Annotated in this window: 17 protein-coding genes; 7 read left to right on the top strand and 10 right to left on the bottom strand. The window is 71.2% G+C overall.

Annotated features, from left to right (window positions below):
* Positions 1-154: 154 nt before the first annotated feature.
* Positions 155-886: a CDP-alcohol phosphatidyltransferase family protein gene (locus ACFVT1_RS14830; RefSeq protein WP_389795184.1), complete on the top strand. Its 732-nt coding sequence runs from the start codon at positions 155-157 to the stop codon at positions 884-886.
* On the opposite strand, the gene ACFVT1_RS14825 is transcribed toward ACFVT1_RS14830, so the two are convergent.
* The gene (locus ACFVT1_RS14825) at positions 852-1,301 is read right to left on the bottom strand and encodes an adenylyltransferase/cytidyltransferase family protein (protein WP_389795182.1); all 450 of its coding nucleotides are present in this window, start codon (positions 1,299-1,301) and stop codon (positions 852-854) included. The two genes, ACFVT1_RS14830 and ACFVT1_RS14825, sit on opposite strands and share 35 nt — an antisense overlap.
* A 210-nt stretch (positions 1,302-1,511) precedes the next feature.
* Here ACFVT1_RS14825 and ACFVT1_RS14820 point away from each other — a divergent pair, with 210 nt between their 5' ends.
* From ACFVT1_RS14820 to ACFVT1_RS14810, 3 genes are read left to right on the top strand one after another with little or no spacing between them, the layout of a single operon-like run.
* Positions 1,512-2,777, top strand: a complete 1,266-nt coding sequence (locus tag ACFVT1_RS14820) for a glycosyltransferase (protein ID WP_389795180.1) — start codon at positions 1,512-1,514, stop codon at positions 2,775-2,777.
* Positions 2,774-4,447, top strand: a complete 1,674-nt coding sequence (locus ACFVT1_RS14815) for a lipopolysaccharide biosynthesis protein (protein ID WP_389795178.1) — start codon at positions 2,774-2,776, stop codon at positions 4,445-4,447. The genes ACFVT1_RS14820 and ACFVT1_RS14815 overlap by 4 nt, the downstream gene beginning before the upstream one ends.
* Complete coding sequence (locus ACFVT1_RS14810) at positions 4,444-5,688, top strand: hypothetical protein (RefSeq protein WP_389795176.1); 1,245 nt, start codon at positions 4,444-4,446, stop codon at positions 5,686-5,688. Before ACFVT1_RS14815 ends, ACFVT1_RS14810 begins: the two co-directional genes overlap by 4 nt.
* On the opposite strand, the gene ACFVT1_RS14805 is transcribed toward ACFVT1_RS14810, so the two are convergent.
* Positions 5,657-7,171, bottom strand: a complete 1,515-nt coding sequence (locus ACFVT1_RS14805) for a hypothetical protein (RefSeq protein ID WP_389795174.1) — start codon at positions 7,169-7,171, stop codon at positions 5,657-5,659. The genes ACFVT1_RS14810 and ACFVT1_RS14805 overlap by 32 nt on opposite strands.
* Positions 7,172-7,276: 105 nt before the next feature.
* Between ACFVT1_RS14805 and ACFVT1_RS14800 the strand changes: the two genes are divergently transcribed.
* Entirely contained in the window at positions 7,277-8,464 is a 1,188-nt protein-coding gene (locus ACFVT1_RS14800) for a glycosyltransferase (RefSeq protein ID WP_389795172.1), read from the top strand.
* Here the strand turns inward: ACFVT1_RS14800 and ACFVT1_RS14795 are convergent.
* The 5 genes from ACFVT1_RS14795 to gmd are packed head-to-tail and all read right to left on the bottom strand — an operon-like array spanning position 8,436 to position 13,531.
* Positions 8,436-9,263, bottom strand: coding sequence for a glycosyltransferase family 2 protein (locus ACFVT1_RS14795; protein WP_389795170.1), 828 nt, complete (start codon positions 9,261-9,263; stop codon positions 8,436-8,438). The two genes, ACFVT1_RS14800 and ACFVT1_RS14795, sit on opposite strands and share 29 nt — an antisense overlap.
* A complete protein-coding gene (locus ACFVT1_RS14790; protein ID WP_389795168.1) occupies positions 9,260-9,955 on the bottom strand; it encodes a hypothetical protein in 696 nt (231 codons plus the stop codon). The genes ACFVT1_RS14795 and ACFVT1_RS14790 overlap by 4 nt, the downstream gene beginning before the upstream one ends.
* Positions 9,952-12,213 carry a LamG-like jellyroll fold domain-containing protein gene (locus ACFVT1_RS14785; RefSeq protein WP_389795166.1) on the bottom strand — a complete coding sequence of 754 codons (2,262 nt, stop codon included), beginning with the start codon at positions 12,211-12,213 and terminating at the stop codon, positions 9,952-9,954. The genes ACFVT1_RS14790 and ACFVT1_RS14785 overlap by 4 nt, the downstream gene beginning before the upstream one ends.
* The gene (locus tag ACFVT1_RS14780; protein ID WP_389795164.1) at positions 12,210-12,521 is read right to left on the bottom strand and encodes a hypothetical protein; all 312 of its coding nucleotides are present in this window, start codon (positions 12,519-12,521) and stop codon (positions 12,210-12,212) included. The genes ACFVT1_RS14785 and ACFVT1_RS14780 overlap by 4 nt, the downstream gene beginning before the upstream one ends.
* Positions 12,518-13,531, bottom strand: a complete 1,014-nt coding sequence (gene gmd / locus ACFVT1_RS14775; protein ID WP_389795162.1) for a GDP-mannose 4,6-dehydratase — start codon at positions 13,529-13,531, stop codon at positions 12,518-12,520. The genes ACFVT1_RS14780 and gmd overlap by 4 nt, the downstream gene beginning before the upstream one ends.
* A gap of 114 nt (positions 13,532-13,645) precedes the next feature.
* On the opposite strand from gmd, the gene ACFVT1_RS14770 reads away from it, so the two are divergent.
* A complete protein-coding gene (locus ACFVT1_RS14770) occupies positions 13,646-14,629 on the top strand; it encodes a GDP-L-fucose synthase family protein (protein ID WP_389795160.1) in 984 nt (327 codons plus the stop codon).
* Between the two features lie 114 nt (positions 14,630-14,743).
* Here the strand turns inward: ACFVT1_RS14770 and ACFVT1_RS14765 are convergent, their stop codons facing one another.
* From ACFVT1_RS14765 to ACFVT1_RS14755, 3 genes are all read right to left on the bottom strand, one after another.
* The gene (locus ACFVT1_RS14765) at positions 14,744-16,288 is read right to left on the bottom strand and encodes an exopolysaccharide biosynthesis polyprenyl glycosylphosphotransferase (RefSeq protein ID WP_389795158.1); all 1,545 of its coding nucleotides are present in this window, start codon (positions 16,286-16,288) and stop codon (positions 14,744-14,746) included.
* An 806-nt stretch (positions 16,289-17,094) separates the two neighbouring features.
* Positions 17,095-18,114: an MASE1 domain-containing protein gene (locus tag ACFVT1_RS14760; RefSeq protein ID WP_389795155.1), complete on the bottom strand. Its 1,020-nt coding sequence runs from the start codon at positions 18,112-18,114 to the stop codon at positions 17,095-17,097.
* 57 nt (positions 18,115-18,171) lie between these two features.
* Positions 18,172-19,002 (bottom strand): PP2C family protein-serine/threonine phosphatase, encoded by an 831-nt coding sequence (locus ACFVT1_RS14755; protein WP_389795153.1) that lies wholly within the window; start codon positions 19,000-19,002, stop codon positions 18,172-18,174.
* 197 nt (positions 19,003-19,199) lie between these two features.
* On the opposite strand from ACFVT1_RS14755, the gene ACFVT1_RS14750 reads away from it, so the two are divergent.
* A complete protein-coding gene (locus tag ACFVT1_RS14750) occupies positions 19,200-19,499 on the top strand; it encodes a DUF1876 domain-containing protein (protein ID WP_389795151.1) in 300 nt (99 codons plus the stop codon).
* Positions 19,500-19,509: the final 10 nt, after the last annotated feature.

Raw genomic sequence — 19,509 nt, 5'->3', positions numbered from 1 at the left:
CGCACGGTGCGGGTCCGACGCACACCGCCCGTCGGCCGGAGTGGGGGAGTGGCCGCGCGAAACATGGTCCGCGTGCCATGATGCGGCTCCGACCGGCGGCGTCCGCGGCGTTCCGCCGATGCCGCGGGGGAGACCGCGGCACGCTGGGGGGCGTATGGGAAGCACGGGCACGGTTCTGCGCGAGTTGCGCGGTGCGCAGAAGACGGCCAAGGGGGTGTCGCTCTACTCGCGGTACGTGAATCGCCCGGCCGGCCGGTTCTTCGCGGCGGGCGCGTACCGCCTCGGGATGACACCCAATCAAGTCACTTTGATCAGCGCGGCGTTCACCTTCGCGGCCATCGCCTCGGTGGCGTTCGTCCGGCCGTCCTGGGGGCTCGCGGTTGCCGTGTACGCGGGCCTCGCCGTCGGCTTCGCCCTCGATTCGGCCGACGGGCAGCTGGCCAGGCTCACCGGGCGGGGCGGCCCGGACGGCGAATGGCTGGACCATGTCGTGGACTGCGCCAAGATGATCCTCGTACACACCGCCGTGCTGATCGCGTTCCAGCGGTTCTTCGCTCTGCCGTCCGAGGGCTGGCTGCTCCTGCCGCTGGGCTTCCTGTTCACCGCCGTACTGACCTTCTGCGCCGGGCTGTTGCGCGAGCAGCTGGGCAGGGCGGCGGTCCGGCCCGCGGCGGGGGCCGCCGGTCCGGGCCCGGTGTCCCGGGTGCGGGCCGTGGCGCTGCTGCCCGCCGACTACGGGGTGTTCTGCCTGGTGTTCCTGCTGCTCGGCGACCCGACCGCCTTCCGTATCGGCTACGCGGTGCTCGGCGTCGTGCACGCACTGTTCCTGATGGCGTTTCTCGCCAAGTGGTTCAGGGAGCTGAAAGCGCTCCGGACTGCGGACTGACGAGCGTGTCCAGCACCCGGCGCAGCTGGGTGCTGGAGGTGTGCACGGTGTACGGGAAGTAGACCACCTCCACGCCGACCTCGGCGAAGTCGCGCTCCAGGCGCTCGCCCTTCTCCGTGTCCCGCCAGTCGTCCCCCTTGAAGATGACGTCGAACCTGACCTGTTGCCAGGTCTCGATCTTGTCGGGGACCGTCTCGACGAACGCCGCGTCCACGTAGCGGACACTGCGGACGATCTCCAGCCGCTCCGGCAGCGGAATCACCGGCTTGTGGCCCTTGGCGAGCGCGGCCATCTCGTCCGAGACGACCCCGGCGACGAGGTAGTCGCACTGACTGCGGGCATGCCGCAGGATATTGAGATGCCCTATGTGGAACAGGTCGTAGACCCCCGGCGCGTAGCCGACCCTGTGCACCATCCGTTCTCTCCCCCCACGGTGAACGTGATGTCCGTGTCCCGCGTCAGTTGTCCGGACATGGCGTCCGGTGGAGCGGGATATCGGTATCGGTGTTGATGGTGCAACGACCTTACTGTGAAGGCCACTTGCGCATCACGTGAACGGATAAGCTCGCTTTTGGGGCTGTTCCTTGGGGGAACGCAGATGTTCCGGGGGGGAAGGCGAGCGTCCATGTCCGATGCCGACCGTCACGAACCGTTCGAGGGCCGCACGCTGCTGGTCGTCTCGACGAACTACGCGCCGGAGCTGACGGGCATCGGCCCGTACGCCGCGCAGCTCGCCGAGCACTGGGCGGCGTCGGGGGCCGAGACCCACGTACTGACCGGCATGCCGCACTACCCGTCCTGGCGGACCGAGGCAGAATACCGGGGCGTGTGGCGGGTCACCGAGAAGCGGGCCGGGGTCAGCGTCCATCGACGCAGGCACTATGTGCCGCCCCGTCAGAGTGCCTTGCGCAGAGCCGCGTTCGAGGCGACGGTCCTCGGACACGGCCTGCTGTCGCCGCCCGTCTCGCCCCCGCCCGACGCGGTGGTCTCCCAGATACCCAGCCTCGCGGGCGGTGTCCTGGGGGCCCGGCTGGCCCGCCGCCACCGCGTCCCGTACATACCGGTCGTGCAGGATCTGATGGGCGCGGCCGCCGCGCAGAGCGGTATCCGGGGCGGGGGACGGGCGGCGGCCGCCGCCTCCTGGGCCGAACGGTACGCGCTGCTCGGCGCCGCCCTCGTCGGCGTCATCCACGAGACCTTCGTTCCGCGCGTCACTGCGTACGGCGTGGACCCGGGACGCATTCGCCTCGTCCCCAACTGGTCACATGTGCGGGCGTCTTCGGCCGACCGCGCCCGGACCCGGGCGCGGCTCGGCTGGAGCGAGGGCATTCCCGTGGTCCTGCACTCCGGGAACATGGGACTCAAGCAGGGCCTGGAGGTCCTCGTCGACGCGGCCCGGATCGCCCCGGGGATACGCTTCGTCCTGATGGGGGACGGAAACCAGCGCGAGGCGCTGCTGGCGCGTGCGCCGGGCCTGCGCAACCTCGACTTCCTGCCGCCGGCCGGATCCGAGGAGTTCACCGACATCCTCGCCGCCGCCGATGTGCTCGCGGTGACCCAGCGGGCGTCCGTGCTCGACATGAGCGTCCCGTCCAAGCTCACCTCGTACTTCGTCTCGGGCCGTCCGGTCGTCGCCTCGGTGGCCGACGGGGGAGGCACCGCGCAGGAGATCCACCGGTCCGGCGCCGGGATCCTCGTCACACCGGAGGACCCCGCGGCGCTGCTGTCAGCCGTACGCAAACTGGTCGAGGCGCCGGCCGAGGCGGCCCGGCTCGGCGCCAACGGACCGCGGTACGTCGCACGCCACCTGAGCAGGGAGGCGGGCCTGGCCCGCTTCGACGCACTGCTCACCGAGGTCCTCGCGGACGCACAAGGGAGACCACGCCGATGACCCACCCGATCCGCGCCCTGGAGGACCAGGACGAACCCGCGCTGCTGAGGGACCAGTTCCGCCAGCTCCTGCGCTATCGGGCACTGCTCGCCTGCGGCGTGGTCCTCGGACTGCTCGGCGGCGGCTGGCTCGCCCTCAGCGGCGAGGAGAGCTACACCTCGACGGGCGAGGTCGTCGTACGTTCGGCCGCGTCCGACCCCTTCGCCGCGGGCGCCTCCGCCGACAAGGGGATCAACATCGGCTCCGAGCGGCAGACCGCCGTCAGCGACACCGTGGGTACTCTCGCCGTCGGCTCCCTGGCCAGGGCCGGCGACCGGGTGGAGCTCGGGACGCTGATGTCCGGCCTCCAGGTCACCAACCCGCCGAACACCCTCGTGCTCCGCTTCGCGTACACCGGCCGCACCCCCGCCCTGGCGAGGGGGCGGGCACAGGCGCTGGCCGACGCCTATCTGGAGATCCGCAGACAGCGCACCGAGGACAGCATCGCCAACATGGTCGACGGCTACCGTGCCCAGCTGGCGCCGCTCACCGAACAGCGCGACCAACTCGCGGAGCAGACCGGCGGAGGCAACGATGTGACCAGCGCGCGGGCCAACCTCGTGGTCTCGATCTCCGAACTGAACCGGAAGATCTCCGAGTTGCGCGCCCTGGACACGACCCCCGGCTATCTGACGAAGAAGCCCGTCGCGCCCACGGAGCCCACCGGCGCGGGGCTTCCCCTGCTGCTGGGACTCGGTGGTGCCGTCGGACTCGCGCTCGGACTGCTGCTGTCCTGGGTGCGCCTCGTCTTCGACCCGGCCGTGCGCTCCACCCGGGAGCTGGTCCGCTCGCTCGGGGCCCCGCTGCTCGGGACCCTGCCCAGGGAGCGGGCGTCCGCGGGCGCACTGCTCGCCATCGGACGGAGCGGCAGCCGGCTCGCCGAGGAGTACCGGGCGGTCGCCTTCCGGCTCGCCTACGACCCGTCGTTCGCCCAACGCCGCAGACTCCTGGTCACGGCCCCGCGCGGAGCCGGCGACACGGCTGCCGCCGCCGCGGTCAACCTGGCCGCGGCCTTCGCCGAGATGGGGCGCGACGTACTCCTGGTCGAGGCCGATCTGCGCACCCCTTCCCTGGCCAGAGACCTCGGCCCGGCCGGGCAGGGCGCCCGGCGGCGCTGGGCGGCGGAGGGCGAACGGGCCTGGCCGTCGGACAGCCGGATGAATGTCGACGTACCCGGTTCGGGCGCCTTCACCCTGATAGCGGGCCGGCGCACGGACAACGTGCCGCGCACCCTGACGTCCGCGTCCGTCGGACGGATCGTGGCCGAGGGCGACCGGCCGGGCGCCGTCGTCATCGTGCTGGCCCCGCCCGTGCTGTCGTACGCCGACGCCGTCGCGCTGATCGACCGGGTGGAAGGCGTCGTGGTGGTCTGCGACCCGCGCGAGGTGCACCGCAGCGACCTGGAACGGATCCGGGAGATCATCGGAGCGGCCGGCGGCACCGTGCTCGGCGCCCTGCTCCACCCCGGCCGAAACCGCCACGAGCGCCGGGCCCGGAAGAAGGCCGCCAGGCGCCGCGCACGCGGTGGCCGGCCCGGCCGCGACGACGCGGGCAGCGGCCCGGAGCGCACCGGTGACCCCGCCGAGACCCTCGGCCTGCGTCCCTTCGACTCCACCGCGGGACACAGATGAAGGCAGGTACCGCGATCGTCTGCTCGGTCGCGGACCAGGGCGTGGCGGCGCTCACCAACATCCTGGTGCTGGTGGCCGCCGCCCGGCTCTCCACCGTGGCCGGCTTCGCCCGCTTCTCTGCGGTCTACCTCGTCTTCACCGTGCTGCTCGGGGTCTTCGGCGCCTACACCGGTCAGCCGCTCGTCCTGCGGCGCGGCGGGAGCGACGAGATACGCGGCGCCTGCCGGTCGGCGGTCGCCTTCACCCTGCTCGCCGCGGCCGGGCTCGGCGCCCCGCTCGCCGCCGTCTGCCTGGCGCTGCCGGGTGCCACGGCACGTGCCCTGATGATGCTGGGACTCGTCCTGCCGGCGGTCCTGGGCCAGGACACGATGCGCTACGCCTTCTCCACCCTGCACCTGCCGCACCTGGCACTGGTGGGCGACCTGCTCAGACTGGCCTGTGTGCTGGGCGCGCTGGCCGTGCAGCCCCATGGCGCCCCGGCTGCCCGGCTCGTCGCGGCCTGGGGGCTGTCCGCGCTGCCGGCCCTGCTGCTGTCGGCCGTCCTGCTGCACCGCAGAGTGGCCGGAACGCCCCTGCGGCTCATGGTCCTCCTGCGACGAGGGCATCTGGGGCGGCGCTTCGTGGTGGAGTTCGGCGTGGGCAACGCCACCAGCCAGCTCTCCGTACTCGGGCTCGGCGCGGTCGGCAACCCCCTGGTGGTCGGGGCGCTGCGCGGCGCGACGACCCTCTTCGGACCGCTGAACGTGCTGTTCACCTCGGCCACCGGTTTCGGCCCGCCGCTCCTCGGACGGCTCGCCTCCGAACGGCGCAGGGTACGCGCCACGGCGACGCTCGCCGCGGTCCTGGCCGCCACGGCCGCCGCCTGGGCCACCGCACTCGCCCTGCTGCCCGACGGAATCGGCCGCGGTCTGCTCGGCGACACCTGGCCGACGGCGTCCGCCCTGCTCCCGGCGACCGGCAGCCAGTACGCGGCCATGGCCGTGGGCACCTGCGGACTGCTGGCCCTGCGGATGCTCGACCCCCGTACCACCCTCTCCATCCAGGTGGTCTTCTCGCTCGCCGCCGTGGCCTTCCTCACCGGCGGCTATGTGCTCGGCGGGGTGCCGGGCGCGGCCTGGGGCCTGTGTCTGGGGTCCGTCTGCAAGGCGGTGGCCACCTGGACCAGGGTGGCCCGGCTGAGACGCCGCACCACGGCGGAGCGGCCACCCGTCAGTGCGAAGGCCGTCCGCTCCGGCTTCTGAAACTGGTGATCAGCAGCAGGCAGAGGGCCGCGATCGCCAGCTTCCCGACGGCCTGCAACAGCGGTCCGCGCAACAGAATGAAGGTGTACCCGGCGATCAGCGGAGCGGCGACGGCCAGAACGCTGCCGGGGCCGGGGCCGTCCCGGGAGACCGCGCGCGCGTAGCGCCGGTCGGTGCGTGCGGCGGCGTATCCGATCAGGGCGAACGCGCCGACCATGCCCGGTGTTCCGAAGTCGACCCAGAGCTCGGTCCACAGCGGCGCCGACAGGTTGGTCATCTTCATCCCCATCCACTGACCGACGCGCACCCCCGTGTCCTCCGGCTTGCCGCTCCACACCGACCGGGGCACGAAGAAGAGCGCGGAGCCCGCCAGTTGGCGACCGTAGGTGTGGCCGCGGGTGTCGACCCAGGTGATCGTGTTGGCGAACATCACCGTCTGGTCGTAGTCCTTGGTGGCGAGCGGCTCGAAGACCGACGACGAATCCACCGGCCGGTACCCGGCGCTGTCGTAGCGGAACCGGTCCGCGTACGGGAACAGCACCAGTGCCCCGACCACTCCCATGGCGAGCACCGACCGGTACATCGCCGCACTGCTCGGAAACGCGGTGAAGAGGAGCGAGACCAGTACGGTCAGGAACCAGTAACGGGCGTTGGAGAAAGGGTTGTTCACGATGGCGTTGAGGACCAGCAGCGCACACCAGACCAGTGCCGTCGAGGGCGAGCGCCGGGCCCTGCGCGAGGTCACCAGCCGACGCGTGTAGAAGAGCAGCCCCAGCAGCGCGGGTACCGTACCGAAGCCCTTGAGGAAGGCCGAGCCCACATTGGACTGGCCCGACGCCACTCCGCTGACCGCGACCGAGGCGCTGATCTCCTGCCTGCTGGTGAAGAAGACGGCGGGCCCGCCGAGCTTCAGGATGTAGTAGCCGCTCGCCGCGAAGGCCAGCACCACCAGCAGCCTGAGCCGCACCCGGTGCGCGGTGGCCGGGCCGCTCCCGGTGCGCGCGGAGGGCCGGCGGCGCAGCGGGCGCCGGGAAGCCAGCAGCGCCCCGAGGTCGAACGCGGCACACCCCACCAGGATCAGCGCGACGGCCGTCACCAGATCCGACCGCGGCCCGACCACCGGGGTGGGGGTCTGCCCGATGACCGCCTGCGCGAACGGCGCCACCCCCATCGCGATGTACACGAACATCCAGAACACGCCCTGCAGCAGACGCCGCCGCGTGGAAAGAACCATCGTGGCGAGCCGGGCCCCCGCATAGCAGGTCAGCACGAGCTGTAGCCAGTACGCGGTGTCCCGGACCCCCGCTCCCGGCTGCGCGGCGATCACCGCGGGCAGGAAGCAGACCAGCCCGAGGATGAGGGGCACGGCCAGGGCACGCGACAGCATGGCCCACGACATGGGCTTCGCCGGAGGCTGGACCGGGTCCTGCGGGCCGTGCTCCGGTACGGGTGCGGACGACGCCGCCTCACGCGCGGACGTCATGTGCTCCCCGTTCCGTGGACCTGTGAACACTCTAACGAATCAACCCACTTGAGAGGTTTGGATGACTAGTCTCTGAAAGGCCGGCCGAGGTTGAGGGGAACCCTGGTGAAGATCCTGCACGTCGTCACACTGCACACCCCGGACCACGCGTTCGGCGGCCCGACAAGGGTGGCGCTCAACCTGTCGAAGGTCCAGCGGGACGGGGGCGACGACGCCCGCGTCATGGCACTGGGCGACGGCTTCGCGGGCCGGCTGCCGCGCACGGTCGAGGGGGTGCCGGTCCACCTCTTCCAGGCCCGCCATCTGCTTCCCGTGTTCGAGGTCAGCGGCATCACCTCCGGTGCGCTCCTGCTCGCCGCCCGTCGCATGATGCGCGGCGCCGACCTCGTCCATGTCCACCTGATGCGCGATCTGGTGACGCTGCCCGCCGCGCTGCTCGCGCTGGCCTCCCGTACGCCCCTGGTCGTCCAGACGCACGGCATGGTCGACCCCACCGGGAAGCGGGTCGCCCAGCTGACCGATCTGCTCGGAGTGCGCAAGGTGCTGCGCAGAGCCGACGCCGTGCTGCACCTCACCGAGAGGGAACGCCTCGATGTGCACGCCGTCGCCGCACCGGTGCCGTTGAGGACCGTGCGGCTGGTCAACGGCGTACGCCCGCAGGAACGCAAGCCGGCCCGCGAACCGGGGCGGCCGCCGACGGTCCTCTTCCTGGCCCGGATCCAGGAGCGCAAACGCCCCGAGGACTTCGTCGCCGCGATGCCGGCGGTCCTCGCCGAGCACCCGGACGCCCGGTTCGTGCTGGCCGGACCCGACACCGGAGCGCTGCCCGCAACCCTCGAACTCGCCCGCAGACTCGGGGTGAGGGACTCCCTCGACCATGTGGGACCGCTCGGCCGTGAAGAGGTTCTGGCGGCGGGCCGGCAGGCCGATGTGTACGTACTGCCGTCGATCGAGGAACCCCTGGGCGTATCCGTCCTCGAAGCGATGTCGGTCGGCACCCCGGTCGTCATCACCCGTACCTGCGGGCTCGGCCCCGATGTGGCACGGGCCGGAGCGGGCCGGGTGATCGACAGCCGGGTCGGCGAGGACGGAATGAACGCGCTCAAGGTGGCCCGTGCCGTCCTGGAACTCCTCGATCCCGAGGCCAACGCGCGGGCCGGCAAGGCCGCTTGGGACCTGGTCAACGAGGACTTCACCATCGAGACCGTGACCCGGACCCTCCGGCGGACCTACGAGGACGTGGTCCGCCGGAGGGGCCACCGCGTCACACGGTCTTCCCCTCACGGGACTTGAGCGCGATCTGCCAGCGGTAGAAGCTCATCGCCAGCGCGAAGTCGAACCCCGCACGCCCGTCGAGAAAGCCCCGCCGGTACAGATACATGTACGCGAACGACACCAGGGGCTTGAAGGGCGCCTTGTGGAACAGCTGCCCCTGGCGGGACTTCACCCTCCGCACCTGCTCCTTGACCTCGGGATGGTGCTCCAGCCACGCCTCCCAGTCCGAGTAGCGGTTGTGCCGCTCGAACCAGGCCGTGACCGGGTCGAGATCCTGGTGCTCGATCGGATTGCGGAGCGAGCCGGCCGACTCGGCGACCGGCTGGTAGTGCCCCTCGACCTCGCCGATGCCCGGCGCTTCGAGATCCCCCACCTCCGGGTACCGGCAGCGTGTGCGGTCGGTCAGCGACCGCTTGCGGATGGTGTAGCCGTGCCGGAGCCGCTTCCCGGAGAACCAGTAACCCAGCGGTATGTCGTACGCGGCGGGTTTCGGCGTGCCGGGACCGGCGAAGATCTGCCGCAGCTCGGCCAGCAGCCCGGGGCTGAGCCGCTCGTCCCCGTCGAGCAGCAGAATCCAGTCCAGATCCGTGCGGACATGGTCCAGACACCACTGCTTCTTGCGCGGGTGACCGCCGTCCCAGGTGTACGTGACCACCTCGGCTCCGCACTCCTCGGCGATCTTCGCCGTGTCGTCCGTACTGTGCGAGTCGACGACGACGACCGCTTCGAAGTGGCCGAGTACGGACTTCACCGCCTCGGCGATGTTGAGCCCCTCGTTCTTGGTGGGGATCGCCACGGCTATCGGCAGCTTGCTCATCCGTGCCCTCCTTCGGGCAGCCAGGCGTAGCAGCCTGTGGAGGTGAAGGCGCGGGCCGCCTCCGGGAGGGTGATCGCGGCCCGCTTCCCGGCGGCGGCGGAGCCCGATCCCAGACTCCTGCCGTTCGCCCCGGTGATCTGCCAGGTGCAGTTCGCGGTGGGGGAGACGTCGTGGTAGCGGCCCGGCCGGATCTGCTTGTTGCCGTAGGTGCCGTCCGCGTATCCCCGCGCCGCTTCCTTCGCCAACTCCCGGTGCTGGGTGCAGAGATGCTCGACGGCGGGTTTCGCGTCGGCGATCTCGCCGGTCACGATCGCGCCGACCGCCACATCGCGGTCGGCCTTCACGAGATAGGTGAGCCTGTCGCAGGTCTCCTGGCCGGTCTGGAGCACGGCCGCCGGGTCGATGCCCCTGGGCACCCGGTCGACCAGGTACTCCTTCTGCTTCTTGGTGAACGAGCCCGTGGCCGGGGTGAGTTCATCGGTGGGCAGTTTCGGCGGTTCGCTCGCCCGCGGAGCCGGCGGGCCGCTGGACGCGGCGGTGCCGGGACCGGCCGGCGGAGTGGTGGCGGGGGCCCGCGTGGCCGACGGCCCGGCACCGCTCGCCCCCCGGTGCCCGTCGGAGGACGAGCCGCAGGCGGCCAGTGCCGCCGTCAGTACGACGACGGCGGCACCGGCCCGGAACGGGTTCCTCATCCACCCGTCCTCAGGGCGTAGTGGGCGCTGACCTGCGAGCCGCCCAGAGCGGTCGGGTAGACGGCGGTCTCGTCGATCTGCCCGGCGAAGAAGTTGCTCGTCGGCTTGCTCGGCCAGTTGTTCAGGTTGTCCCCGCCGACCCGCCAGTATCCGCTGTAGTTCTCGTTGCCGGTGTACTGGGTGCTGGAGGCGCGCAGCTGCCCGTCGACGTACAGCGCCATGCCGCCGGTGCCCTGCGTCGCGACGACATGGTGCCAGGCGCCGTTGTTGTAGGCCGCCGGCGTGGTGACGGTCCTGGTGCCGCCGCTGTAGACCCCGAAGACCAGCCGCCCGTCGTCGCGCATGTACATATGCTTGTCGAACTGCGTGCTGTTCTGCATGGTCACATTGCCAAAGCCGATGATCTTCCCTCCCTTGGTGGTCGTCGTCTTGATCCAGGTCTCGACCGAGAACCTGACCGGCTGCGGGTGACGCCTGTTGCTGTACGCGTACTGGTTCGTCCCGTTGAAGCCGATCGCGGTCGACGGACCCGAGACGGCGGCCGGAGTCCGCCGGTAGGCCGGGGAGTTGCGGAGGAACCCGTTGTCCAGCCCCTTGCCGGTGTCACCGGCGAACGTCGACGTGCCTTCGTCGTACCGCCAGTACAGCGAGGCGCCGTCGGCCAGCACCTTCGCGGGGTACTTCTCGGCGGCGGACGTCACGGTGGCGGACAGGGCGGGCGACTTGGCGCTGGTGTTGGTGCCGTCGCCGGCACTGATCCGGTACGAGTGGCTCTCACCCGGGGCGACGTCGGTATCGGTCCACCTCAGCTGCGGCCGGTCCCAGAACAGCGAGTGGCCCGTCGTGGTGTACACCGGAGTGCTCGCGCCGTCCTTGTAGATCCGGTACGTGAGTTCCCCGTCGTCGGCGTCGTAGCTCGTCTGCCAGTTGACCTCCACCTTGCCCGGGGCGACCGTGGACAGGCTGACGTTCGGAACCCACGGCGCCCCGGTGTCGGGACCGTCGGCGAACCGGGTCAGGCCCTGCTGCGCGGAGCCGTTGACGGTGGTGAACTCGCCGCCCACCCACAGATAGTGGTGGCCCCCCTTGTCGGTCTGCGCCATCACCCGGGGCCCGACCGGCTCCCCGATGCCGTCGTTGGTGTCGGGGAACCAGGGGAGCAGCTTCGGGTCGTCGACGGACTGGGCCAGCAGGTGCTTGCGCGGCTGGTCCGGGAACTCGCCCATGCTCGCGCAGTCGTGCGCGTGACTCCCGCTGTACAGAACGCCGTTGTGGACGAGGACGGCCTGTGTGGCGCCCAGGCAGGTGTCCCGCCAGCGCTGCTCGAAATTGCTGAGGTTCAGCGCGATCCGACCGTCGAAGACACCCCCTCCGGTGCCCTCGTTGGCGGTGTAGAAGCCGGTGGCGTCCGTCGTCAGGTCCTGCACCGTGGAGGTGTTCGGAATGAACCCGGCAGGATAGCTCTTGGCGACGGCCCCGGTGGTGGCGTCCACCACGGCCAGCGCGTGCGAGGTGGTGCCGTTGACGGTGAAGAAGTCACCGCCGATCAGTACGTGCTTGCCGTCGGGCGTCAGCTCCACGGCCCGGCCCACCTCGTCGGTGTTGGCCTTCCACGGCTTCAGCGCGGCGCCGGTGGTGACCGCGGCGAACTTGTTCCGGGTCTGCCCCGCCACGTTGTTGAAGTCACCGCCCAGATAGACGGTGTCGTTCGTGACAGCCAGGGCCCGCACGGTCGCGGAGACGGAGAACTTGAAATCCTGGCGCGGGGTGCAGGTCGCGGTGTCGATGGCGGCGATGTTGCTCACTCCGACCCCGCTCACCGCTCCGAACTGCCCGCCGACATAAAGGGTCTTCTGGTCGGGCGAAAGCGCCAGCGCACGTACGGTCGCGGTCCCCGACGAGAGGGTGAACGACAGCTTGCAGTCGGTCGGCGCACCGGTCGCCGCGTCGAACGCGGCGAAGTTCACCGAGGGCTGTTCGGAGGTGCCGGCGGCCGCGTCCGGGGGCCGGACGGTGGAGAAGGTGCCGCCCGTGTAGACGACACCGGCGTCCGACGCGGCCATCGACCAGACGATGCCGTTGGTCTGCCAGGTGGTGAGATCGTCCGCGGTCAGCGAGACCGGCGGGGTGAGAGCCGCGGCCGGGGATCCCCCGGACGCGGTGGCGGTCAGCGCTCCGGCGAGCAGGCAGAGCGCGGCGGCCGCGGCCCGTGCCCGGACGCGTCCGATGCGCCTGCGCCCCGTACTTCCGTTCATCATTCAGCTCCGAAGGTGAGAACGAGCTGCGGCCGGAAGGCCGCGGTTCCTGCCTCGTCCGACCGGCGGCGGAGACGGTCCGCCCCGCTGCCGGTGAGGGCGAGTGAGTGGTCCGGGCCGGGGGCCTGGACCGGTGCGGGCACGCACGGGTCCACCGGGAGGCCGGTGGAGCCGGAGAGCGCGCCCGGGGCGGTCCCCGGCGGGGCCGCGGCCGGTGGCGACGGCCGGGTCTCGTGGGGAAGTGACGGAGCGGTCCGCGCGCCGGTGACCGGCACGACGGTCCCCCCGCGTGCGGGGTCCGGACGTCTCATCGGTCCACCCGCACGGCTGCTCCGGCGAGTTGATCGGAGAGCTGGCGGATATCGGCCTCGACCATGATCCTGGCGAGCTCCTGCGACCTCACCGCCGGTTTCCAGCCGAGCAGTTCCTCGGCCTTGGCGGCGTCACCGATCAGCGCGTCGACCTCGCTGGGCCGCTCGTACTTGGCGTCGTAGCGGACGTGCTCCCGCCAGTCCAGGTCCGCGTGGGCGAAGGCGTACTCCAGGAACTGCCGGACGCTGACCCCCTCCCCGGTGGCCACCACATAGTCGTCCGGACCGTCGCACTGCAGCATCCGCCACATCGCGTCGACATACTCGGGGGCGTAGCCCCAGTCGCGCACCGCGTCGAGGTTGCCCAGGTGGAGGCGGGTCTGCAGACCCGCCTTGATCCTGGCCACCCCGCGCGTGATCTTCCGGGTCACGAAGGTCTCGCCGCGGCGCGGGGACTCATGGTTGAAGAGAATCCCGTTCACCGCGAACATCCCATACGCCTCACGGTAGTTGACGGTCGCCCAGTAGGAGTACACCTTGGCGACGCTGTACGGGCTCCGCGGATGGAACGGCGTCTTCTCATTCTGTGGCGGCGGGCTCGCGCCGAACATCTCCGACGACGACGCCTGGTAGATCCGGGTGTCGATACCGCTCGCGCGGACGGCCTCCAGCAACCGGATGGTGCCGAGACCTGTGATGTCACCGGTGTACAGCGGGGCGTCGAACGAGACACGGACGTGCGACTGCGCGCCGAGGTTGTAGACCTCGTCCGGCCGGATGTCTCGCAGCAGATTCACCAGCGCGACCCCGTCGGCGAGATCGGCGTGATGCAGGACGAACGAACGGTTCTCTTCCTCCGGGCCCTGGTAGATGTGGTCGATCCGCTCGGTGTTGAAGCTCGACGAGCGGCGTATCAGTCCATGGACCGTGTACCCCTTGTCGAGCAGCAGCTCGGACAGGTACGAACCGTCCTGTCCGGTCACGCCGGTGATGAGCGCGGTCTTCGCCACGACTACCCCCTCTGTGTTCGCCTGAAAGGCTGTTGATTCCCACCGAAATATCGGAATTGAGCGATCTGCGGCAAAACGTCACCGCGATCTGTGGCTGCTGGCACAATCCGAGCCATGACGACTGATCTCCCCGGCCCTCCCCAGGAATCCGTCCGCCCCTTCCTACGGCCCGGCGCCCGCGTATTCGTCGCGGGCCACCGCGGTCTGGTCGGCTCGGCGGTGGTGCGCCGCCTCACCGCCGCCGGACACGAGGTGATCACCCGCGATCGTGACCACCTCGATCTGCGCGACGCCGCACGGACCGGGGAATTTCTCCGGGAGGTCCGACCGGACGCCGTGGTGCTGGCCGCCGCCAAGGTCGGCGGAATCATGGCCAACAACACGTACCCGGTGCAGTTCCTGGAGGACAACCTGCGCATCCAGCTGAGTGTCGTCGCCGGAGCGCACGCCGCCGGTGTCGAGCGGTTGCTCTTCCTCGGCTCGTCCTGCATCTACCCCAGGCGTTCCCCGCAGCCGATCCCCGAAAGCGCCCTGCTCACCGGTCCGTTGGAGCCGACCAACGAGGCGTACGCGTTGGCCAAGATCGCCGGAATCGTGCAGATCCAGTCCTACCGCCGGCAGTACGGCGTCGCGTACATCAGTGCCATGCCGACCAATCTCTACGGTCCGGGCGACAACTTCGACCTGGAGTCCTCGCACGTGCTGCCCGCGCTGATCCGCCGCTTCCACGAGGCGCGGCGGGACGGGGCGCCCGCGGTCACGCTCTGGGGCTCCGGCAGCCCGCGCCGCGAGTTCCTGCACGTCGACGATCTGGCCGCCGCGTGCCTGCTGCTGCTGGAGCGCTACGACGGCGACGAGCCCGTCAACATCGGCTGTGGCGAAGACCTGACGATCCGCGAACTCGCCGAAATCGTACGGAAGGTGACGGGATATCAGGGAGCCATCGAATGGGACACGGCGAAGCCCGACGGCACCCCGCGCAAACTGCTCGACGTCTCCCGGCTCACTTCTCTCGGCTTCGCACCTCGGATCGCGCTGCACGACGGGATCGCCCGCACGTACGCGTGGTGGCTGGAGCGGCGGACCGCACAGGTCTGAGCGGACCCGGCGGATCCACCGGCGCGGGCCGGCCGCCGCAACGCGACGGCCGCCCGTCCCTCCGGCCCCGCACGGCCGGTTGCCCCGCGCTCCTCGCATCGACGGCCGCCGCTCTCAGTACGCCCCACGGCCGTCGGCGACGGCACGCAGCGTCCGGGCCATGAGCCCCATGTCCGTGAGCACCGACCAGTTGTCGACGTACCACAGGTCGAGCGAGACGGTCTCCTGCCAGGACAGGTCCGAACGCCCGCTGACCTGCCACAGACCGGTCAGCCCCGGCCTGACCGCCAGCCGTCTCAGTTCGCGTTCGTCGTAGCGGGACACTTCCTCCGGAAGCGGAGGCCGTGGACCGACCAGTGACATGTCGCCCCGGAGCACATTGAGCAGTTGTGGCAGCTCGTCGAGCGACGTCCGTCGCAGCAGACGGCCGATACCGGTCACCCGGGGGTCGCGGCGCATCTTGAACATCGGACCGTCGTTCTCGTTCGCGGCGGTCAGTTGCTGCTTGCGGCTCTCGGCGTCCACCACCATCGTCCTGAACTTCCACATCGTGAACGGCCGGTTGTGCCGCCCGTGGCGGATCTGGCGGTGGAACGCCGGCCCGCGGGAGCCGAGCCGCACCGCCGCCCCGATCAGCAGCAGCAGGGGTGCCAGAACCAGCAGACCGAGTGCGGCGCCGATGCGGTCCACCGCGGCCTTCACGGCCATCTGCGGCCCCCCTCGCAGCGGGGGTGCGATGTGCAGCAGCGTCAGCCCGGCAGCGGCGGCAGGCCGAACCCGGCCGGCCGCGATGCCCGAGAGCTCCGTCAGCACGGACAGGGCGAGCCCGCCGTCGTGCAGCCCCCGGGAGAGCCGGTGCAGCCGATCCTCGGAGAGCTGCGGCCCGGGTACCACCAGGGCCAGGTCCGCGTCATGGGCGAACGCCCCGCCCAGCACCGTCGACGCGTCGTCGTCGGCCGGTGCCGGTGCGAGCCGGCCCGGCACCTGGACCTCGCACTCCAGCGGGGCGGTCCCCACCGGTATGGCGGCCACGACCTGGTAAGGATGGTCCGCGCGGGAACCCAGCACCCGCACCGCGCGTTCCACCTTCGAGGCCTCCCCGACCACCAGTACCCGCCGGACGGTCCGCCGCCGTCCGGGCCACGGCAACCGCCGTACCCCCAGGGCCGCTACGCCCGCCAGCAGGCCGGGCAGCAATGCCACGGCAGCCGTCGCGGGATCGACCGCATCACCCGTCATGGTCCGCAGCACCGCGAGCACACCGACCAGCAGCAGCCAGTCGCCGGCCGTGCTCAGTACCCCCGGTGGATCGTCCGGAGGCAGGTCCGCGTACCGGCCGCGCGCGGCCCGCACGCCGGACCACACCAGTGCGGCCACCGCCGCGGCGACCGCGGCCCGCGGCTGTCCACCGGCCAGCAGGACGAGCCACGCCGGAAGCCCCAGGCAGAGAAGCTCGGCGCCGATGACAGCCGGCAGACGCCACCCCGCCCTTCTCTTCGCCGCGACCGGTTCCGAGCGTTCACGCTGTACGGTCGGCGCCCTCCACGGGTCGTCAAGTGCCTTGCCGCGAGGCCGATGTGAAACAGTGCGTGGACGCGGCGCCCCCGCCAGTCCCACAGGTTCTGATCTGTCCGAATCGGGTAGCTCGACATGCCCCATGAACCCCCCAGTCACAGTTGCATCGCCACAAACGGGGCGCATCCGCCGATCCCATGGACTGACGGATGCGCCCTCGCTCGGTGCACGATATCCACACACGTGCCATTTCGCTGGAGTTCCAGTGAAGTTCAGACATGCGCACTGACTCGGAACTCGTCCCGTTCCGCGCTGGATCGCTCGGTCTGTGGGTGACTGTTCACATTTGGAGGGTTCCGGAATCGGATGGTGTGCGGACATGTAGGTCACCAGTTGCATGGTTCCACCAACAGGTTCGTCCGGGAGGACGCACCATCGGGATCAGGACAGTCGGCCAGGAGCGAAAGAGGGGACGCGCGGTGACTCCCGCGGAGAGGAACCGGGCCGCAGACATCACCTTCGGAGCGCGACGGCTGAGCGTGCCCCGTCCCGAGGCCGAGCTGCGGGAAACGGCGTCCGCCTCGACCGCGGTGCACGCGCCCGGCCCCCGGCAGTCCTTCCGCACCGTCGCCGGTGCCGGGGCGATCGGGTGTCCGTGGCCGGGCTGCCGAGCAGGATCGAGATCGACCGGAAGACCGGGACCGCCACCGTCGCCGCGGGGCCGCGCTTCGGGGAGCCCGGCGACGTACCGCACGCGCACGGCTACGCACCGCACAACCCGGGCCGGCTGCCGCACATCGAACGGCCCGCCGCCCGGTTCGACCCGGAGGGCGTGTCCCGCAACGACGTCCTGGCGCGCCGCTTCCGGAGGTGGTCCGCCCCGCCGCCGGAGAGGTGCCCCGCGATCCGCGGTCGTCTCCGCGACGGAGGCCCGCCTCCGGGGGAGTGGGTCAGAGGCCGTCGAGCTCGTCCTCGGGCCGGGGCGGCCAGCTGCCCGGCGTTCTGTGCGGCGCCAGCCGGTCCACCACATCGGCCAGTTCCTCGCAGGCACGCTGGATTCTGCGGCGGATGTCGCTCTGCTCGGTGACGACGGCCGCGAGCAGCAGCGCCGTCAGGGCGACGGAGCCGTTGAACACGGCGAGGTTCACCATCACATGGAGGATGGTGTGGCCCTCGAACGGCCCCACGCCCTGCGTACCCGCGACGACCGCCAGGACCGACACCAGAAAGGCACACGGCGCGCTCCCCGCCAGCTGGAAGCGCAGCGCCGCCCAGATGATCAGCGGGAACACCAGGTAGATCATCGCCAGTGAGGTCCTGGTGGCCACCAGGGAGACCGCCACGGAGGCGACTGCCAGCGCACTCGCCTCGATCCACCGGTCGGTGGCCCGCGGCATCCGCACCCTGCGCAGCACCAGCAGCAGTGGAGTGACCACGAGCACACCCATCGCGTCCCCCGACCACCAGGCCGTCCAGACCGGCCAGAAGCCGCTCAGCGGAAGATGGTCGTCGACCACCAGCATGCAGGTGCCCACGGTCGCACTGATGGCCATGCCCCCCAGCGCGCCGAGGAAGACCAGCACGACGCCGTCGCGCAGCCGGTCCAGCTCCCTGCGGAACCCGGCCCTGCGGAGTATCAGGTACGAACAGACGGGAGCCAGGGTGTTGCCCGCCACGACGACGGCGGTGAGCAGCGAGACCGAGTCGCTCAGTGTGGCGATGACGAACAGGGAGCCGAGCGCGATACCGGGCCAGGCACGCGGCCCCAGGTAGATCAGGGCGCCCAGCGCGATGCCGGTCGGCGGCCAGAGCGGGGTGACGACCGCCCCCTGGACGTACACCCCGCGGATCAGGCCGAGCCCGCCGGCCAGGTAGTAGACGGCGGCTACGGCCAGGACGGGCAGTGCGGCCGAGACCGCCCGTATGGTTCTCTCGCTGCTGCTTCCCTTGCTGCGGATCACACATCTCATCAGACACCGACCCGGACGGGTGGCGGCTGTTTGACACGCTGGGCCCGGACCCGGCCGTCACTCCCCGCCGGGGGCCGCTCCGTGGCGCAGCACGAGAACGGCGGCGTCGTCCTCGTGCCCGGTCCGCTCCGCCGCCCGCAGGACCGCGTCGGCCAGCTCGTCGGCGCCGGCGGCGACCTGGGAGACCACCAGCCGCGTCACCGCGTCCAGCCCTTCGTCGATCGGGAACGAGGGCCCCTCGACCACCCCGTCGGTGACCAGGACGAACGCGCCGGGGCTCGTCAGGCGCCGCCGGGTGACCGGGTAGTGCTCACCCGCCCGGATCCCCAGGGGCAGGCCCCCTTCGTCGTCGGTGAGACCGGAGCGCCCGTCGGCGGTGGCCCACACGGCGGCGACGTGCCCGGCCCGGGCACTGTGGAGCTCCCGGGTGACCGGGTCGAGGCGGGCGAAGGTGCAGGTCGCGAAGAGGCCGGAGTCCACCGAGAGCAGCAGGTCGTTGGTCCGGCCCACGACCTCGCCGGGGTCCGCGGCGGTCGCGGCTATCGCCCGCATGGCGATGCGGATCTGGCCCATGAAAGCGGCGGCCTCGACATCGTGGCCCTGCACGTCCCCGATGGCGAACGCCAGCGCGCCGTCCGGCAGCACGAATCCGTCGTACCAGTCGCCGCCGATGTCCAGTCCGCTGCGGGCCGGCGTGTACCGGGCGGCTGTCTGCAGACCCGGGAGGGCGGGCAGCGCCGAAGGGAGCATCTCCCGCTGCAGCGCCTCCGCCAGTTCCACCCGCGCCCGCTGCAGCTCCACCTCTCGGCGCGCCCGCGAGGTGAGCTGTTGAAGGGTGGTGAGCAGTTCGCCGGCGCTCGCCGCACGGGGAGGACGACGCCGGTTCATGGGCGGCTCCGCACTGGGGGGAAATGACTTCCCGCATCCTATTTCGGCGCTGCGATCCCCGCAGGACGAGTTCCGGTGCCGTGACCCGGGCGGGACGGGCCGGAACGCGCGGACGGGCCCGGCCGGAGGGATGCTGGGGGCAGGACCGCGTCGTGGCGGCGTACCGACAGACCGCGCGCGGCCGCAGGAGGTGGGCGATGACGCGCACGTTGGAATGGAAGGTCCGTGTCGGCCTGTCCGAGGAGGACGGTACGACCAGGGCGGAGGCGGTGCTGGACACCGGCTCGGACACGCTCGTGGGACGAGGGGTCGCCCGCTGCAATCCGCAGGACGTGGACGTCCCCGCCATCGGCGACGAACTCGCGGCGAGCCGCGCCATGAAGGACATCGCCGCGCAGCTGATGAGGGCCGCCGACCAGGAACTGGAATCGGTCGGAGCCGGACCCGCGACCGGGCCCGTCGCACCGCCGTACGCGTGGTCCGACACCACGGCCTGAGCTCCGGGGC

The organism is Streptomyces sp. NPDC057963, from assembly GCF_042887155.1.
Classification (GTDB): domain Bacteria; phylum Actinomycetota; class Actinomycetes; order Streptomycetales; family Streptomycetaceae; genus Streptomyces.
This window is presented reverse-complemented; position numbering and strand designations above follow the sequence as displayed.

Coding starts and splice junctions, on each gene's coding strand:
- ACFVT1_RS14830 (WP_389795184.1), top strand. CDS start 155: ATGGGAAGCACGGGCACGGTTCTGCGCGAGTTGCGCGGTGCGCAGAAG.
- ACFVT1_RS14825 (WP_389795182.1), bottom strand. CDS start 1,301: ATGGTGCACAGGGTCGGCTACGCGCCGGGGGTCTACGACCTGTTCCAC.
- ACFVT1_RS14820 (WP_389795180.1), top strand. CDS start 1,512: ATGTCCGATGCCGACCGTCACGAACCGTTCGAGGGCCGCACGCTGCTG.
- ACFVT1_RS14815 (WP_389795178.1), top strand. CDS start 2,774: ATGACCCACCCGATCCGCGCCCTGGAGGACCAGGACGAACCCGCGCTG.
- ACFVT1_RS14810 (WP_389795176.1), top strand. CDS start 4,444: ATGAAGGCAGGTACCGCGATCGTCTGCTCGGTCGCGGACCAGGGCGTG.
- ACFVT1_RS14805 (WP_389795174.1), bottom strand. CDS start 7,171: ATGACGTCCGCGCGTGAGGCGGCGTCGTCCGCACCCGTACCGGAGCAC.
- ACFVT1_RS14795 (WP_389795170.1), bottom strand. CDS start 9,263: ATGAGCAAGCTGCCGATAGCCGTGGCGATCCCCACCAAGAACGAGGGG.
- ACFVT1_RS14790 (WP_389795168.1), bottom strand. CDS start 9,955: ATGAGGAACCCGTTCCGGGCCGGTGCCGCCGTCGTCGTACTGACGGCG.
- ACFVT1_RS14785 (WP_389795166.1), bottom strand. CDS start 12,213: ATGATGAACGGAAGTACGGGGCGCAGGCGCATCGGACGCGTCCGGGCA.
- ACFVT1_RS14780 (WP_389795164.1), bottom strand. CDS start 12,521: ATGAGACGTCCGGACCCCGCACGCGGGGGGACCGTCGTGCCGGTCACC.
- ACFVT1_RS14770 (WP_389795160.1), top strand. CDS start 13,646: ATGACGACTGATCTCCCCGGCCCTCCCCAGGAATCCGTCCGCCCCTTC.
- ACFVT1_RS14765 (WP_389795158.1), bottom strand. CDS start 16,288: ATGGGGCATGTCGAGCTACCCGATTCGGACAGATCAGAACCTGTGGGA.
- ACFVT1_RS14760 (WP_389795155.1), bottom strand. CDS start 18,114: ATGAGATGTGTGATCCGCAGCAAGGGAAGCAGCAGCGAGAGAACCATA.
- ACFVT1_RS14755 (WP_389795153.1), bottom strand. CDS start 19,002: ATGAACCGGCGTCGTCCTCCCCGTGCGGCGAGCGCCGGCGAACTGCTC.
- ACFVT1_RS14750 (WP_389795151.1), top strand. CDS start 19,200: ATGACGCGCACGTTGGAATGGAAGGTCCGTGTCGGCCTGTCCGAGGAG.